The sequence below is a fragment of the Pseudogracilibacillus sp. SE30717A genome (genome assembly GCF_037071985.1).
Lineage (GTDB): Bacteria > Bacillota > Bacilli > Bacillales > Amphibacillaceae > Pseudogracilibacillus.
Genome location: NZ_JAXHDF010000001.1, coordinates 552,693 through 569,208, shown reverse-complemented (window position 1 = coordinate 569,208; position 16,516 = coordinate 552,693). Strand labels below are relative to the sequence as shown.

15 protein-coding genes and 1 tRNA gene are annotated in these 16,516 nt (G+C 35.1%); 1 reads left to right on the top strand and 15 read right to left on the bottom strand.

All coding sequences use genetic code 11. The features are described 5' to 3' along the window. Positions 1-98: 98 nt before the first annotated feature. The 3 genes from SPD48_RS02650 to spoIIE all read right to left on the bottom strand — a co-directional run bounded on the left by SPD48_RS02650 (position 99) and on the right by spoIIE (position 4,288). Positions 99-1,016: a protein kinase domain-containing protein gene (locus SPD48_RS02650; protein ID WP_336256500.1), complete on the bottom strand. Its 918-nt coding sequence runs from the start codon at positions 1,014-1,016 to the stop codon at positions 99-101. Continuing rightward, the gene (locus SPD48_RS02645) at positions 988-1,719 is read right to left on the bottom strand and encodes a hypothetical protein (protein ID WP_336256499.1); all 732 of its coding nucleotides are present in this window, start codon (positions 1,717-1,719) and stop codon (positions 988-990) included. Before SPD48_RS02645 ends, SPD48_RS02650 begins: the two co-directional genes overlap by 29 nt. Before the next feature lie 139 nt (positions 1,720-1,858). Then, entirely contained in the window at positions 1,859-4,288 is a 2,430-nt protein-coding gene (spoIIE, locus tag SPD48_RS02640) for a stage II sporulation protein E (RefSeq protein WP_336256498.1), read from the bottom strand. Between the two features lie 284 nt (positions 4,289-4,572). Here spoIIE and SPD48_RS02635 point away from each other — a divergent pair. Then, positions 4,573-4,646: transfer RNA gene (locus SPD48_RS02635), tRNA-Met, on the top strand. A gap of 257 nt (positions 4,647-4,903) precedes the next feature. Here the strand turns inward: SPD48_RS02635 and SPD48_RS02630 are convergent. The 12 genes from SPD48_RS02630 to SPD48_RS02580 all read right to left on the bottom strand — a co-directional run bounded on the left by SPD48_RS02630 (position 4,904) and on the right by SPD48_RS02580 (position 16,494). Next, positions 4,904-5,287, bottom strand: a complete 384-nt coding sequence (locus tag SPD48_RS02630) for a S1 domain-containing RNA-binding protein (RefSeq protein WP_336256497.1) — start codon at positions 5,285-5,287, stop codon at positions 4,904-4,906. A 73-nt stretch (positions 5,288-5,360) separates the two neighbouring features. Next, a complete protein-coding gene (locus SPD48_RS02625) occupies positions 5,361-5,744 on the bottom strand; it encodes an FtsB family cell division protein (protein WP_336256496.1) in 384 nt (127 codons plus the stop codon). 8 nt (positions 5,745-5,752) lie between these two features. Then, on the bottom strand, positions 5,753-6,352 hold the full coding sequence (gene yabQ / locus SPD48_RS19885) for a spore cortex biosynthesis protein YabQ (protein WP_442962092.1): 600 nt from the start codon (positions 6,350-6,352) through the stop codon (positions 5,753-5,755). Beyond that, a complete protein-coding gene (yabP, locus tag SPD48_RS02620; RefSeq protein WP_336256495.1) occupies positions 6,349-6,648 on the bottom strand; it encodes a sporulation protein YabP in 300 nt (99 codons plus the stop codon). Before yabP ends, yabQ begins: the two co-directional genes overlap by 4 nt. Positions 6,649-6,700: 52 nt before the next feature. Next, positions 6,701-6,967, bottom strand: a complete 267-nt coding sequence (locus SPD48_RS02615; RefSeq protein WP_336256494.1) for an RNA-binding S4 domain-containing protein — start codon at positions 6,965-6,967, stop codon at positions 6,701-6,703. 5 nt (positions 6,968-6,972) lie between these two features. Beyond that, the gene (gene mazG / locus SPD48_RS02610) at positions 6,973-8,406 is read right to left on the bottom strand and encodes a nucleoside triphosphate pyrophosphohydrolase (protein ID WP_336256493.1); all 1,434 of its coding nucleotides are present in this window, start codon (positions 8,404-8,406) and stop codon (positions 6,973-6,975) included. A 33-nt stretch (positions 8,407-8,439) separates the two neighbouring features. Further along, positions 8,440-10,041 (bottom strand): putative polysaccharide biosynthesis protein, encoded by a 1,602-nt coding sequence (locus SPD48_RS02605; protein ID WP_336256492.1) that lies wholly within the window; start codon positions 10,039-10,041, stop codon positions 8,440-8,442. Between the two features lie 147 nt (positions 10,042-10,188). Further along, positions 10,189-10,725 (bottom strand): stage V sporulation protein T, encoded by a 537-nt coding sequence (gene spoVT, locus SPD48_RS02600; protein WP_336256491.1) that lies wholly within the window; start codon positions 10,723-10,725, stop codon positions 10,189-10,191. Positions 10,726-11,194: 469 nt separating this feature from the next. After that, positions 11,195-14,746 carry a transcription-repair coupling factor gene (mfd, locus tag SPD48_RS02595; protein WP_336256490.1) on the bottom strand — a complete coding sequence of 1,184 codons (3,552 nt, stop codon included), beginning with the start codon at positions 14,744-14,746 and terminating at the stop codon, positions 11,195-11,197. 138 nt (positions 14,747-14,884) lie between these two features. Beyond that, positions 14,885-15,115: an anti-sigma-F factor Fin family protein gene (locus tag SPD48_RS02590; protein ID WP_336256489.1), complete on the bottom strand. Its 231-nt coding sequence runs from the start codon at positions 15,113-15,115 to the stop codon at positions 14,885-14,887. 97 nt (positions 15,116-15,212) lie between these two features. Then, positions 15,213-15,773, bottom strand: a complete 561-nt coding sequence (gene pth, locus SPD48_RS02585) for an aminoacyl-tRNA hydrolase (protein ID WP_336256488.1) — start codon at positions 15,771-15,773, stop codon at positions 15,213-15,215. An 88-nt stretch (positions 15,774-15,861) separates the two neighbouring features. Beyond that, positions 15,862-16,494, bottom strand: a complete 633-nt coding sequence (locus SPD48_RS02580) for a 50S ribosomal protein L25/general stress protein Ctc (protein WP_336256487.1) — start codon at positions 16,492-16,494, stop codon at positions 15,862-15,864. Positions 16,495-16,516: the final 22 nt, after the last annotated feature.

Below are 16,516 nucleotides of genomic sequence, written 5' to 3'. Positions count from 1 at the left end.
CTTTACATTTCTACTATGTATTATAACGACTTTCACTCAAGCTTGTCACTCAATAGCACTATTTATTTATCTCCTGAACTGAAAATATTAACAAATTGTTAAAGTAGCATTTGTAATACAAAATAATAGGTCCCAGACGCCACTATAATTAGAAAAGCCTCAACTAAATAACTCGGCTTATTCTCTTTTCTTTTTGCCTTTGATTGCTGTTTAATCATCAAATGCATTAATTCATCTTTCATTTCTTTTGCAGATGCATATTTTCCGAAAACTGCTTTTTGTAAACTTCTATTGTATAAGCGTAATTCCGGAATAGCGTTTAATCTAGATATTAGTAAAGTTTTTGAATCGTGATTACGTTTAAACTTTTTAGGATAAAAAATAGCTAGTACTACCATCACCATCGCAAATAAATCATAACTTGGTTCAGCTTCTCTTGCTCCAAGATGCCAATAAGCACGATCATAAAACTCTGAATACTCTTTAATAGACCTCCCACTCTTTGTCGTCCCCCCTACGTCAACAAACCGAACGAGTGGAGGTGAGCTAGTTATTAAAATATTGTCGTTTTTTAAATCCCCAAATATCCAACCTGTCTGATGAAGTTTCTCTAACTGTTCCAACATCTGAATCAAAAAAACACCTATCCACTCATATCCATTCTTTCTAACAAATTCCTCCATACTTATACCATTAATATATTCCATTACATAAAAAGAATATGTTCGGTTTTCTTGATACTCCCAATCATCGACATCTAATAAAAAAGGTCCAAGACGGTTATCTTGAACCTTGTTTAACGACTTAAGTACATTTACTTCCGCCGTCATTGAAATTGCTTGATCACTCATTTTTAGAGCAACGAGTCGATTTTGCATTCGGCATAAGTAAACAGTACCAATCATACCAGCGCCAATTTTTCGGACTACCGTATATTTTTTATTATTCCATTTTCCTTGTATAATCGTTCCAGTTCGGACAACAAAGCTAGCCTTCTTCTGTAAATTCTTCGCCACGGTACAAGCTCCCTCCGAGCTCCAATTTTCCAAATTGATACATTGCTTCACGTATAGCAGGGCCGGTTGGTGTCACTCCACCCGTTACTAACTTAGGAAAAATAACTGATATCGAAGTTAATTCCCCTGACCAGTCCAATACATTGTCAATTGTTTTTCTCTTACTAGGAAATTGAAAAATAGCAAATTTGTTTTCTCCGACTCTGGCATGTAAATTTATCGATAAATCTATTAAAGCTTCTTGCACAGTAAGCAGCTTATCATTCATACTCGCACTCGTATCCACTAAAATCAACACTTGTAAATTACATGTTTCTCCTAGATCTTCCACTACCTCCATCACTTCGCCACGTTTTTCAGGCTCAATTTCTTCTAACGATTTCTCTCTGCCAAATATAGTAGATAACTCTTTATTCACAAATCCTTGTAATGTTTGTGACATAGCCTGTCTAGTTACTGCTTGGACTGTCTGTGATAAGTCTTCTTTATACACAATTTGACTTATCCCACCACCTGCCTCAGCAATTTGCTCCACTTCACCAAGCCCACTACTTGTTTCCGTTTGATAGTCATCAAGAATGCCAATTACATTCACAGTAATACCATTTTTAAAAGCTGCTGTTGCAGTGCTTACTGGGCTTTCTCCACTATTTGAGCACCCATCTGTTATAAGTAAAATTTGCCGTAATGTTCCCTTATTCATTGTTCAATTACCTCCCAAATCTTTACTCAGTCTATGAAAATATATTCATTTATTATGACTATTCTCTTTTAATCTTATTGTCGCCAAGTGAGTAGCGAACTATACATCAGATTTGGAAGGTAATTTCAAATAGAACTTCTTATGTTGCTTCATCATGTATCACAGGAATAGTGGCCCATTTAGGTTTATGTTTTGTTACCTTTGCAACGATGACTGTCATATCATCACGAATAACACCTAATTCCCCGCGTACCACTTCCTCTAATAATAAATCAGCTATCGCTTGAGGATCTTCCGTCTTCATACTTCTAATTTTCCGCTTTAACCACAGATCATTATTTTTCACTTGTTTTGGACCATCAAAAATACCGTCACTCATCATAATTAAAATATCTCCAGACTTTAATGGCTCACATAATGTTTCAAGCTCTACATGTTCGATAATTCCAATCGGTAAATTATTTGCCTCTAATTGGATCACATCATCCCCTCTCTTAATAAAGCTAGGCGTCGAGCCGATTTTTAAAAACCGTAACATGGCATTGTGCAAATTAATAATTGCGAGATCAAGTGTGGCAAATATTTCATCCGTTGTTCGCAATGCAAGAATTGAATTGATAGATTTGATAGCAACTTGCTCTGAAATGCCTGTCTGTAATATTTGTTCAAGCAAGCGTAATGTTTCCATACTTTCTTCACGTGCACGTAAACCGTTACCCATTCCGTCACTTATTGCCAATGCATATTTTCCTTTTCCTAATTCCATCGTTGTGAAGGAATCGCCAGAAATGAATCCGCCCCCTTTGGCTGCAACAGCAACTCCTGTTTCTACTTCATACTGTTTGGCAGAACCGAACGTTAAGAAGCTAATTCCATTTGGAAATGGGGAAATTTCTTCCTCTGTAACAACAATCGTTTCTTGTAAAATATCTGTTAAGACAGGTGCAATTAACTTTGGTCCCTCCCCATGATAATCTTTAAAAATAATTGACATTTCGATATCGATACTACCTTTTTCAAGTCGATAAATATCAAGTTTTTCTAAATGAATATCCATTTGTTTTAACGCCCGTATAATTTGTATTTCTTGTTTTTCATGACGTTTTCTTTCTTTCACAATTTCTTTAGCGAAATTATCCATTACATCAGATACACCTTTTAATTGATCTGCAACAATTTTTTTACTTTCCATTACTTGCTTTTTTAATTTTTTATTTATCTTTAATAAAGATACTTCATTTGCCATCGTATCGACTACTTGCTTCGATTTCACACAATAATTCTCAAATTTTGTAAGATTCTTTACGTCAATTTCATTTTGATAAACTAAATCATTTTTCATTTCTTCCATCAGACTATACGTCTTGTCGAATTGTTTTTGCCAACATCTTTCTTTCATAAAACACATTTGACACGTTTTTTCTGTAACTAAACTTAGAAAATAATCCGTTTCATCGATCCGTTCTTTATCAGTGGATTTGTCCGTCGATTGAATAAAACTCTTTGACAGCGCTTCAAAAACCGCAGAAAATTGCTCTACTCGTTGTGCAGTTACATCTCTTATTTTTTGTAAATATTTACGTTCTTCAAATGAATATTCCGTAGTACCGGGAATATACTTGGATAACTGTTTTAATAAAACATTCGGTGTCAGATAGAATAAGAAAATGGCGATTACCGATTCTAACATCGTTGCTGTGAACGTTTCCATTTCTCCGTAAATTCCTACTAAAAATGTACCGACTAATAGACCTACACTCACCCCATGCTTTTTCCCTTCATGGAGTAATCCACCTAATAAACCTGAGAAGGCAAGTAAACTCATTTGATATAAACTAGCTACATTGGCTAAAGACAAAACAAGTCCAGTAACTACGCCGACTGTCGAACCAATTGCTGCTCCACCGACAAATGCGAGGGTAAGTACTATATAACGTGAAAAAACATGTTCCAATGATACATTGTAAATTTCCCAGCCAATAAAACCGGTCAAAATAGAAGCGAGCAGTATAACGATACATATAAGTTCTTCATTTTTTAATGCTGGTTGGTATCTCTTAAGTGCTAAAAGTGGAAGACTTTGCATAAAGATTAGAAAGAGAACGATCCCTAGCACCCCTTCGATAAAAAGGTGTACCCATTCGTATGGAGTAATTTGATTCGACAGGGAATAAAGGAACAGTCTAGTCAGAATGGTAGACAAGAAGATAAAAAGCATTAAGATGCGGATATTATTGCGGTTTTTTAAAAAGTGAGCTAACACCATGAAAACTACTACTGAAATAGATACAAACACTGCATGCTCTAGTGAATAACTCCAAGCCCCCAATAGTATAAATACTATTACTGCAAACATGCGTTTACGATAGACGGACCATGCTGTCGCCAAAAATGCAATTGCAAATGGTGAGATATTATATAAAATTACTGCCCGTCCTAATAATAGCCCGACTAAAAATAGCAATAATTTCTTTTCTATGAAAATATCCTTCAGGATGCTTTGAATTCTATCTTTCCCTCTACTACGTTTCTTTTCAATTACCGTTTCAATTTTTAATGCTTGGCTCACGTTCTTTCTCCTCCCCAAAAGTAATCGTGATACTGATTAAATCACATTAAATCACTTTATTTTGTCAAAAATTAATGCATGTCCATCATTTTTTTTCGACTGTTTCCTACGGGAAGAAGCTTTTTTTAAACAAATTAACTCTATTATTCGTATTTATTTAGGACAACATGGAACTATTCATCATTTCACCGTGCAGATTATTACATGTTATGTCATCAAATAGCGATTGATTGACTTACAAACGTTTTTTGTGTATTATGTTCTTTGTTGACATTTTTTCTGATGGCGGTGTAGCTCAACTGGCGAGAGCGTACGGTTCATACCCGTAAGGTTGGGGGTTCAATTCCCTCCGCCGCTATATTTTAAGAGATTTATATTTGGTAATTTAATGCCTATGAAACTAGTTGTGGCGCAGTTAGTTTTGACAGCCCATATTATAAGAGTAAAATTTAAAATAAAAAATCGTTGAAACGTATCTGAGATAGGGCGTTCCAACGATTTTCTTTTTCTTAAAAAGATATTTTTTCCATCAAAAAAAGCAGATACATTCCATTCGTACCTGCTTTTTTATATTTATTAGTAGATCAACAGAGCATTCACTCTAGACAGCAATTGCTATCCTCTTTTTGCACCTCGACCTCCACGTCTGGATTCCGTGTGCTTCTTTAAAGAGGCTAGACGGTCTTCAGAATCTTTTAGAAAACGATTTATTTTAGACTCGAAGTTTTCTGTACGTTCACGAGTGTTTCTTTGGCGCATCGGTCTATCCTTGGCCTTCTTAATTGACAAACCAATTTTTCCATCTTTCTCTACATTGATAACCTTTACCTTGATCTCATCGCCAACAGTTAAATGTTCGTTAATATCTTTTACGTAGTTGTCAGCAACTTCACTGATATGAACAAGACCTGTTGTGCCTTTCTCTAATTCCACAAAAGCACCAAAATTAGTGATTCCAGTAACCTTCCCTTGCAATTTGCTGCCTACTTCAATTGACATAAAAAAAATGCTCCTCCTTGAATTTTTTATAAAGGTATTCCTTATTTCAGTATACGGACTATACAAAAATATGTCAATAAGACCGCTCTTCTTCCTCTTGAACTTGGAAAATTAATTCCCCTTCTTTTGACAAGAAATAGTTTGTTCGTGCAATATCTAATATGTAATCTACATCATTTAGTAAATTTATTTCATCTAACAATTCTTTCTCTTCTCTTTCCAGAATAGAAATTTGTTCTGTTAAATCTTCATATTCCTTCTGTTTTTCTGAATAAAGTGATCGCTGTTTAAAATGATAGGATGCTAATAAACTAAAGGTAACAACAATGACCACTCCTGCAAAAATTAAACGTTGGATCAATCTTTTTTTACGTAGGCGGCTTCTCTCCATCTCTGCATCATATTTATTCATATATTCTGATTTGATTCGAGCAACTGTTTTATTTGACTTGGTCAATGAACACTTTACCTCCTTCTTCCTATAAAGCTTCTTATCCTTTGATTAAATTTATATATTATTGTACTACAAAACCTGGTAAATTGGGTAATTTTATTCTTCGTTTTTTCAGGAATAAGTTTCATAAGAATTGTTAGGAGAAGGCGTAAGGGATAAGACAAAACGTTTAAAAGCCTGGTAAGTATCCAATATAGAATCTGCGCAATAAAAAGAAAGATCGTTATGAGAACTTGTACAATCCAGATGAGGGGTTGAACGAATAGGGCATTAATTGCTTTAATGATCCCTTTTAACAAAGTCAACGTCACTTTTATGATGACTTCAAGAAGATGCTTATAAAGAGATCGGAACATGACAACATACACACTATATCCAAATAAACAGGCAAAGAAAATATAGACTCTTATTTCACCATTATTTACTCGGTATAAGACATAAAATAATAAGCATGTCTGAAGGAGCCAATAACTTATTTCAAAAAGAAAGATGAATACCCTACTGTTCTTCAAAACAACCGATAATCTTCTATACGTTTCTGTGGCAATTCCTAAATAAAAACCACCAATCGTCATGGAGATCATCGTTAATAACTGGGTATCTAACGTCATCTGAATAGTCTGCTAAACAATCCCTTAGCCTTCTCCTGGTGATGTTCATCTACATACGTAAGCTCGTACACTTTGCCTTTAATTTGTACTAAGCCCTCTTCTACATTCAAATTTTTCAATTGTAAATTTTGACCCCGTACAATTAAATAACCCATATTTGTTTCCAGCAGAAACTCTTCATTATCAAAACTATCAATTTCTTTAACCCCGTTAATTTCCAACTCTTTTCGATTGTTGATCTTAACTTGGTGTTCTTTTTGTACAGTAATATTTTCAACTTGCTCGTAATAATTCATTTTTTGTCACCTTCCTTATTTTCAATCTATGAAAATAAGGACAAGGTTAGAACTATTCATCTCGATTTATTTTTTCTTCTTTAATGACTTCATAAAGCATCGTTGCTTCTTCTTTTTTTACATGTTCTTTTAATAGTACAACTTTAACAGTAACGACTGTTTGACCGAACGTAATTTCTATTTCATCTCCAACCGCCACGTTTATTGAAGGCTTCGCAATCGCCCCATTTACTCTTATTCTGTTTTGTTCAGCAATTTGTTTTGCAACAGGACGACGTTTAATTAAACGTGAAACTTTTAAAAACTTATCTAATCGCATATCATCTACTCCTTTTTCTTCGCAAGATCCCAATATTTATCCATCTGTTCTAAAGTCATCTGTTCCAGTTTTTTTCCGGACTTTCTTACTTGTCGTTCTATATCATTAAATCGAAATATAAATTTTTCATTCGTCCTATTTAAAGCTAGCTCCGGGTTTATTTTATAAAATCGAGCAATATTAGCTAATACGAATAAGATATCTCCCAACTCTTTTTCCATTTCCTCGTGATCCTCTTGAGAGATTGCTTCATTAAATTCACGTAACTCTTCATCAAGCTTTTTCCAAACCTCTCTGACATCCGTCCAATCAAATCCAACCTTTGCTGCTTTCTTTTGTAATTTGTAAGCGACTTGCAGTGCTGGAGCATGACGAATAACTGAATCGAGTAAAAAATGATCTTTTCCATCTCTCTTTTCTTCCTCTTTTAATTCGTCCCAACTTTTGTTCGTCTTCTGCTCATTAAATACATGTGGATGTCGATGAATCATTTTTTCTGTTATCCCTTTAATTACATCATCAATTGAAAAATACCCTTCGTCTTCTCCAATTTGACTATGTAACATTACCTGAAGCAGGACATCGCCTAATTCCTCTATCATTCCTTCGTCGTCTTCACGATTGATTGCATCGATTAGTTCATATACTTCTTCAACCGCATATTCTCGAAGTGTTTCGTGTGTTTGTTTTTTATCCCAAGGACATCCTTCAGGACCCCTTAACTTTTTAATGATAGATCGAAGTGTCTGAAATTGATGTGGTAATTGTTCGTCTTGAATAGGAGGAATATAAAGGCTCGTTAAATTACTCACTTCCACCGTTCGATCAAGATCCTCTACTGTAATTTCTAAAACGCGTTCATCAACTGAACCAGCCGCTTCGACAACATATACTGTATAATCTGGGGGCAAGTCTTCAAGTAATGTTAATTTTACTTCTGAAGCGATGAATTTATCATAAACTTGGCAAAAAATAAGATGATTCCTATAGGTAATTTCTTCCCGCTCAAAAGATGTTGCATCAAGAAATTGAAATCCATCAATGGGATCAATTTTAAGCGTCGTAAATAAATCGTCTAGATAACTTTGTCCACCAATAATTTGTATGTCAATATCTTTTTGGTTAAGTAATAGTTGAACCGTTTTTTCCGCTAACATTGGATGACCGGGAACAGCATAAATAAGCGACTTTTCCTTTGCTTCTGTGAGCAATTTATTAACTATACGTTGATAAACCGTCTGAAAATCATCTGATTCTTCATAATATGAATCAAATCCATAAAGGGTCACGCCTTCATCCTCTAACGTCTTAATGACCGGATGATCCATCGTTCTCGTAAAAATTGGTAAATCTTTACGTGTCAACATGCGATATATTCCTAAAGGTAATTGCTCTATATCGCCGGCCCCTAAACCGATAATCTTGATCTCTTTTTCCATATTGTCCTCCAGTAAATATTCATAAAATATCAGCTATCTTCTTTTTGCGAAGTGATCTTGTACGTTTATAAAAAAACTAGCATACGGCAGTGCTTGTAATTGAGCTTTTGTAAATGCCTGGAACCGTAATAGCAACAATAAATAAATCGTCGCCCCAGAAACAACCAAGAATGGAACATAAAATACCATTGATCCCCTTGTAGGTTCAGTTAGGAATAATAAGATATTTTTAGCAAGAATTAAATATAAAGCCATGCCACCATTTGCTATTATTAATGCTTTCCAATGCACATTATTAAATATAGATAGTCCAGGCAATTTTTGTTTTAAAGTTAGTAATACCATTCCACATAAAAAGAACAAACTGCCTACGGTTGCAATAGCACTTCCATAAATCCCTACTAAAGGGACAAAAAGATTATTTAATAAATATTTTATAATAAATGTGATTACCATCCACAATGCAGGCTTTTTAATAAATCCGAGACTCTGTAATATTGCACAGCCTGTAATACTAATCGATGTTAATACGATGGAAACAACTAAAATTTGCAAGCTTCCTGTCCCATCTGTATTCGTAAACAGTAATAAATTTGTTTCAGGTAATAATAACACAAGTCCCACCGTTGCTCCAAGTGCAATATACAAACTAAAAACAATCGCTTCTCTAATCGATCCGTATAAGTTGTGGTCCCCTTGTTGACGTTGTTTTTTGCTTGCGACAGCAGGAACAAGTGCCAGTGCAAAAGAGGATCCAAAGACAACTCCAAATTGGATAAGCGGTAACGCACGATCAAAAATTCCCTTCGTCTCTTTTGCATGGATAGATGACAATCCGAACTTCATTAGATTCGGGACCAAGTTGATTACATCCGCGAATTGAATAATAATTAAAATCAAATGATTTAGTGAAGCAGCTACCCCAAGTGTAATACAAACATGTATATACTGTTTCCAAGGTATTTGATTAGAGAGAACCATTTTACTTTGTTTCTCTTTTCGTCGTAACGAATGAATACTTAAAGTCAAAATAGCTATCGACATACCTGCCATCGTTGCAATAACTCCCGCTTCCCCAATCTTATATATATTCATTCTCTCCATATAAATATAATAAGCAATGCTGACTATGATGGAAACACGAGTTATCTGTTCAACTACTTGAGACAAAGCAGTCTGTCCCATTTCTTCTTTGCCTTGAAACTTCCCGCGAAGAAGAGATAAAAAAGGGATAAATAAAAATAAACAGGCGGCTAGTTGAAAAGATCTTTGAAGCTTTATATCTCCAATCCATTCAGCTATATAAGGAGCTAGCGTAAATAATAGTAAAAAAAAGCCACCATTGATTACGAATAATATAATTAATATCGGTAAATAAAAGTGCTTAAGGGTAATCTCTTTTCTTTCTTCGACCATCTCCGCAGTCAGTTTTGAAACCGCTACAGGAAATCCATAAAGGGATAAAATCATGACAGTTCCAATGATCGGGTATACCTGCTGATAAATATAAAACCCCAAATCTCCAGTAAGATTTTGAAGTGGAACGCGATAAGCAGCGCTTAGAATCTTACTTATTAATCCTGCAATGGTTAACAGGAGCGCACCTTTTACGATTCTTTTTGTTATTGTATCCATTTTTACGCCTACCTGATTTTTCAAATATACATTTTACAAGCATTTTCATTATAACATAGCGGCTCATTTTATAAATTTACTATTGAAATAAAAAAATAAACAAGGCATAGGTTCACCTTGTTTATCAATACTTCGTTTATTGCGTAATTACTCCATCTGTTTACCGAGAAAATTTGCTGCAGTTTCTGCTACTTTATGTTCTACCTCACTTAACGTTTCACCTTGTTTTGATATAACTAAGACTGAGCCAATCGGGTCACCATTTGCAACAATCGTGCTTATTGCGTAAGAATCAACTTCTTCTTCATTTCCCCGAATGATTTCTATGGTACTCTTTTCATCTTCCAAAACATTTGATCGACTTTCAATTGCCTCTTCTATGTGTGAACCAATACTTTTATTTAAATAATCCTTTTTTGAACTACCACTGACTGCAATCACTTCATCACGATCACATATTAACACTGGAAAATGAATCGAATCAAAAAGCGCCTCTGCATACTCTGTTGCAAAATGACCTAATTCATTAATTGGGGAATATTTCTTTAAAATTACTTCTCCCTCTCTTGCTACAAAAATCTCTAATGGATCTCCTTCGCGTATACGTAAAGTCCTTCTTATTTCCTTTGGAATGACGACTCTACCTAAATCATCAATTCTTCGTACAATACCTGTCGCTTTCATACCTATACAAACCTCACATTCTAGATAAACTTTGTGTTTAATCTCCCACTAGTCCAAGAACTAATTTCTATCCTTGTCCAGATAAACTTTTCATGTGCAATATTTCGAAAAAAATCCATCCAGCCAACCGACAATGTAATAAAACTAAATTAGTACTCCTTTACTTATAGTGAAAATAACACCAGTGTTGTTTTTAGTATGAATCAACGAGAAATAACTATACATTTGTTGCGTTATTTTGTTAAAATATCCAGTCTGATCAATTGTCCTTATTTTTATCCTTTCTCCAAACCACTTCGTAATTAACACATCATTGATAAATTAGGGATAGGAGATAAGGTAAATAAATTTTTAAGCATAGACATCACTTCGGAAAAAATTCTTCGCTTTCACCTAGGCTTAAGAGAGACATCCGAAACTGCACACGGTTCGTCCCACCCAGCACATTCTAATCAGACATATTATTCACTTATCTATTTACATTATTTACTGCTTTTTTATCTGTTTGATTAACATGATTTAATTTTTCAATAAAAGACCCAATATATTGATACCTTTCCACTGCAGTTTCATTTCTCCATGTAAAGATAATTTTTAATTTATTACCTACCGTACCTAATTGGACGTTTCTTCCAAATGTATTAGCTAGTTCAAATAATTTGGACCCATCAATTTGTTGACTTCGGTCTTCCTCAACAATTAATTCTGTCCGCTTTCCTTTTTCAGTAATCGATTCAACACGTTCTTGTTTTGCGACCATTTTTAAATAGGATACAAGGAACAGTCTTTCAATTTCTAATGGATAATCACCAAATCGATCTACCAATTCCTCTTGCAAGTCTTCTATTTCTCCTTTTGATTCCAAGCTATGGAATCGTTTATACATATCAATTTTCTGCTTTTCATCTTCTATATATGTTTCAGGAATATAGGCATCGACTGTCATGTTCAATTCCGGGATAAATGGCTGCACTGCTTCAACTGTTTTTCCAGTCTTTCTTGATTCTATTGCTTCTTTTAACATTTGTGAATACAAATCAAAACCGACTGAATCAATAAACCCATGTTGTTCGGCACCTAGTAAATTTCCTGCACCACGGATCGATAAGTCACGCATTGCTATTTTAAAACCAGAACCTAATTCTGTAAATTCTTTAATCGCTTGTAAACGTTTTTCAGCTACTTCTGTTAACACCTTATCTTTGCGATACGTAAAGTAGGCATAAGCGATTCGGTTTGATCTACCTACACGACCACGTAATTGATACAATTGACTTAATCCCATACGGTCGGCATCATAAACAATTAACGTATTCACGTTCGGTATATCGACTCCTGTTTCAATAATCGTCGTACTTACCAATACGTCACTTTCACCCTCTAAAAAGCTGAACATAACGTTTTCCAGCTCTGTTTCATTCATGCGACCATGAGCAACCGTCACTCTTGCCGATTCAACTAATTCATCGATTTCTCGTGCAACCTTCTCGATATTATCTATTCGATTATAGAGTAAAAACACTTGTCCTCCTCGAGCAATTTCTCTTTCAATTGCTTCTCGAATAAAAGCAAGATTATGTTCAATTACATACGTTTGCACAGGAAAACGATTTTCCGGCGGAGTTTCAATTACTGATAAATCACGGATCCCTAACATGGACATATGTAATGTCCTAGGAATCGGTGTAGCAGTTAATGTTAATACATCTACATTTGTTTTAATCTGTTTAATTTTTTCTTTATGCTTTACACCAAATCGCTGTTCTTCATCAACAACTAATAAACCCAAATCTTTGTATACAACATCGTTTGTTAATAAACGATGCGTACCGATTACGACATCGACCGTTCCATTTTTTAAACCTGCCAAAGTTTCATTTTGTTGTTTTTTTGTTCGGAAGCGACTTAGTAATCCGATCGTGATTGGATAATCTTGAAATCTCTCTTGCATCGTCTGATAATGTTGTTGAGCTAAAATCGTAGTAGGAACCAATACAGCTGCCTGTTTACCTTCAATTACCGCTTTAAAAATTGCCCGGATGGCTACTTCTGTTTTACCATATCCTACATCTCCGCATAAAAGTCGATCCATCGGTCTAGCCGCTTCCATATCCTTCTTAATCTCTTCTACACAACGAATTTGGTCTTCTGTTTCCTGGTAAGAAAACGCATGTTCAAACTCCTGTTGTAATTCAGTATCTTTTTCAAAGGCGTACCCTTTTTGTGCTTGTCTTTCTGCATAGAGCTTGATCAAGTCATCTGCAATATCTTCTACGGTAGATTGAACTCTTCTCTTTACTTTAGCCCATTCCGAGCCACCTAACTTATATAAACGTGGTTCTTTCCCTTCAGAACCGACATATTTTTGGACGAGATCAATTTGATCAACCGGTACATATAATTTATCGTCCCCGGAATATTTAATTAGTAAATAATCTTTATGAAGTTTATTTACTTGTAATGTTTCAATCCCAATATACTTTCCTATCCCATGATTTCTATGAACAACAAAATCGCCAACTTTTAATTCTTGGTAATTTTTAATACGTTCAGCATTAGAGATATTTTGCCTTTTTCTTACTCGTGTTTGTTTCTTCTTAAATAACTCATTTTCTGTAATAATTGCTAGGTGGTGCAAAGGCAACTCTATTCCAGCACTGATATTACCTATCGTAATAACTGGCCTACTGAGTGGTAACTCTATTTCCTCTTTTATTGGCAATTCCATCCCATAATCATTAAGAACGGATTGTACTTTTTCTGCCCGTTGTTTATTTGCTGCTAAAATAACGACAGAATAATTAGCCTTCTCCCAGCGTGTCAGCTCATTATTAAATAGCGGCATTTGTCCGTGGAATTCTTGCATTACCCGAGATGATAAATTCACAATGTTTTCCGGTTGTGTGCCCGGTATATGACGTAAAAATACCGACATATAAATACGCTGCTGTATCATTCTTTCCCTTAAGGACGTCCAGTCAAAAGAAAATGACGAGTTCGGTAAAAGCTTGGATTGCTCTAATAAAGAGTGACAAAATTCAGCTTCCTCTTTATCCAAGTTTTGTGCAGCTTCTTGAATACGGCTCATCTCATCAAATACTAATAAGCCATCCTTTGGTACATAATCTAATAAACTATTAAGATTTTCATAGTATAACTCACTATACTTATACATTTCTTCAAAATCTTCAGCTGCTTTTAATTGGTGAATATCTGCCTCGACCAATTGGATAAGAGCCTCTTTTTCTTCAGAAGCTTTCATCTTTTTAAGTGCGGATGCTAGAGCCTTTTCTAAACGCTCCGCCCCTTTAACTTTATCATGCTCAGTTAAAAGTAATTCTTTTGCAGGACCAACCACCGTTTCAGTTAACCTTTCAAGAGAACGTTGTGTATCTGCATCGAAATAACGTATCGAATCAATTTCATCGTCAAAAAGTTCTATTCGTATTGGATATTGTTCTGTAACCGGATATATATCGATAATTCCACCGCGTATACTGAATTCAGCAGGTGCGGTAACCATTTCTACTCGCTCATAACCCATTTCAACTAAAGTTTTTATATTTTCTTCAACTTGAAGAATTTCTCCTTCAGTAAACGATAGTTGATACCTATTCCAATACTCTTTCGGAGGCAGAATTCGCTTCAATGCAGCTACAGGAGCAATCAAAATACCTGCATCACTTTGGAGCCACTTTGTTAACGACTTAATTCGCTCCGCTCGCATTTCTGGACTTGCAATCGCCATATCAGCAGCAATCAATTCATTTACAGGATATAAGTAAATAGAAGGGTTATTAGAAAATTCAATTAAATCTTCATACAACTGTTGCGCATGAATAAGTTGATGGGTAATAATTAATGTTTTTTTCCGATGAGCTTGATAAATTGTTGAAACAAACAAACTACGTGCAGTGCCCGCTAGCCCAGCAACAAGTTGTTCATTAAATCCAGAAGATAATCCGTCTATTACTGACTTTATATCTTCCTTTTCTATAAAAAATTGATTAATGCCATTCATTCGCTAAACCCCCATACTCTATCCTATTCCCACTTTTCGAATCTAACATTCATTTCAACTATTTTAATTTTTTACCCGTCACCATAAAAAGCGCAAAAATGCTTTGGCGGTGTACCAAAGCCCTTCATGCGCTATTCATTAATGAATAAAATACTCTAATTCATAATAATCAGGATGTTGTCCCAGTGAATCCTCACAATTTTCACAAATCGCTATGATATGAACATCTCCATTTTCCTTATACTGGATCATTCGCTGTTTATCTTGAGGGGTTAATTGATCCCATCCTAACATCGAGGTAGAGATTATTTGTTGTTCTAATCTCCCGATCATATGCCCACAATGTCTGCATTTATATATGATTGACATAGCTACTAACCTCCCGATTTTACACTATACATACATATAAAGTGTATCCTTATCGGAAGGATTTATTCATCAATCTACAGGGATTTTTAACTAGTAATTATTTATTATATTCATTCATCACATCACTAAAAGAATGCGTTAGCCAAGCCTCACAAGCTCGAGAAGCCTGCTCGATTGCTCCGTCTACTTGAGTTAAATCATCTTTTGAAAAAGGTTGTAACACATAATTGACTACCGGTGTTTGATCTTGAGGTCTCCCGATTCCTATACGTAATCTCTTGAACTCTCGAGTTGACAAATGGTCGATTAAAGACCTGATGCCATTATGCCCCCCATGACCACCTTTTTCTCGTAAACGAATTTTACCAGTAGGTAAATCTAGATCATCATATACGACAAGTGTATCGGTGTAATCAATTTTATAAAAATCTAAGAGTGGCTTAACACCTTCGCCAGATAAGTTCATGAAAGTCTGCGGTTTAATAAATAAAACCTTTTCCTGTTGGATAAATCCTACATAAAAGTCACTTTTATATTTATTCTCATCAAATGTGAATCCATTTCTTCTTGCCAGTTCATCCAAAACTATAAAACCGATATTATGACGAGTACTTTCATACTTTTTTCCAGGGTTACCTAAACCAACTATACATTTCATGTTTATGCCCTCTATTTCAATAATATAATAAGCCCTCCTACTAAGAATATCTATCTTATTAGGAGGGTTAACAAGCAAATAGAAGCGATTATTCTTCCTCTTTATCATCTGCTCCGACTAATTCAGGTTCTGCACTAAAGTCAACATCTTCAGTTGACTCTTCAACTTCTGCGTCTGGAGCCAAGACCACTGCAACTGTTGTTTCAGCGTCATCCAAGAATTCGTATTTATCAGAGACTGGTAAATCAGCTACTGAAATGCTATCACCAATACCTAAGTCTGTTACGTCAACAGCAATTTCTTCTGGAATATCTCTAGGTTTTGCACGAACTTGCAATTCGAATAAAGGCTGTTGAAGCACTCCACCTTCTCTTGCTCCAGCTGCTTCCCCATCTAAACGAATAGCAACAGCTACATCCATTTCTTCTTTCATATCTACAACGTAGAAATCAACATGAATAACGTCTCCTTTAACTGGATCTGTTTGATATTCATGTAACATTACATCAACTGCGCTGTCGTTCTCGATGTCTAAAGAAATAATTGCGTTTCTTCCTTCATCACGAACCGTTTTTAATAATTCAAGATTATCAACGCTAACTGTTCTTGTTTCCTTTTCTTTTCCATAAACAACTGCAGGAATCAATCCTTCTCGCCTTAACTGATTAGTAGTAGCTCTAGTGAAATCTTCACGTTTTTTTGCCTTTAAACTTATAGCCATTTTCTTATATCCTCCAAATAAT

Excerpts from the sequence above, each read along its gene's own strand:
- SPD48_RS02645 (WP_336256499.1), bottom strand. The coding sequence starts at position 1,719 with ATGAATAAGGGAACATTACGGCAAATTTTACTTATAACAGATGGGTGC.
- SPD48_RS02630 (WP_336256497.1), bottom strand. The coding sequence starts at position 5,287 with ATGTCAATTGAAGTAGGCAGCAAATTGCAAGGGAAGGTTACTGGAATC.
- yabQ (WP_442962092.1), bottom strand. The coding sequence starts at position 6,352 with ATGACGTTAGATACCCAGTTATTAACGATGATCTCCATGACGATTGGT.
- yabP (WP_336256495.1), bottom strand. The coding sequence starts at position 6,648 with ATGAATTATTACGAGCAAGTTGAAAATATTACTGTACAAAAAGAACAC.
- SPD48_RS02615 (WP_336256494.1), bottom strand. The coding sequence starts at position 6,967 with ATGCGATTAGATAAGTTTTTAAAAGTTTCACGTTTAATTAAACGTCGT.
- mazG (WP_336256493.1), bottom strand. The coding sequence starts at position 8,406 with ATGGAAAAAGAGATCAAGATTATCGGTTTAGGGGCCGGCGATATAGAG.
- SPD48_RS02605 (WP_336256492.1), bottom strand. The coding sequence starts at position 10,041 with ATGGATACAATAACAAAAAGAATCGTAAAAGGTGCGCTCCTGTTAACC.
- spoVT (WP_336256491.1), bottom strand. The coding sequence starts at position 10,725 with ATGAAAGCGACAGGTATTGTACGAAGAATTGATGATTTAGGTAGAGTC.
- mfd (WP_336256490.1), bottom strand. The coding sequence starts at position 14,746 with ATGAATGGCATTAATCAATTTTTTATAGAAAAGGAAGATATAAAGTCA.
- SPD48_RS02590 (WP_336256489.1), bottom strand. The coding sequence starts at position 15,115 with ATGTCAATCATATATAAATGCAGACATTGTGGGCATATGATCGGGAGA.
- pth (WP_336256488.1), bottom strand. The coding sequence starts at position 15,773 with ATGAAATGTATAGTTGGTTTAGGTAACCCTGGAAAAAAGTATGAAAGT.
- SPD48_RS02580 (WP_336256487.1), bottom strand. The coding sequence starts at position 16,494 with ATGGCTATAAGTTTAAAGGCAAAAAAACGTGAAGATTTCACTAGAGCT.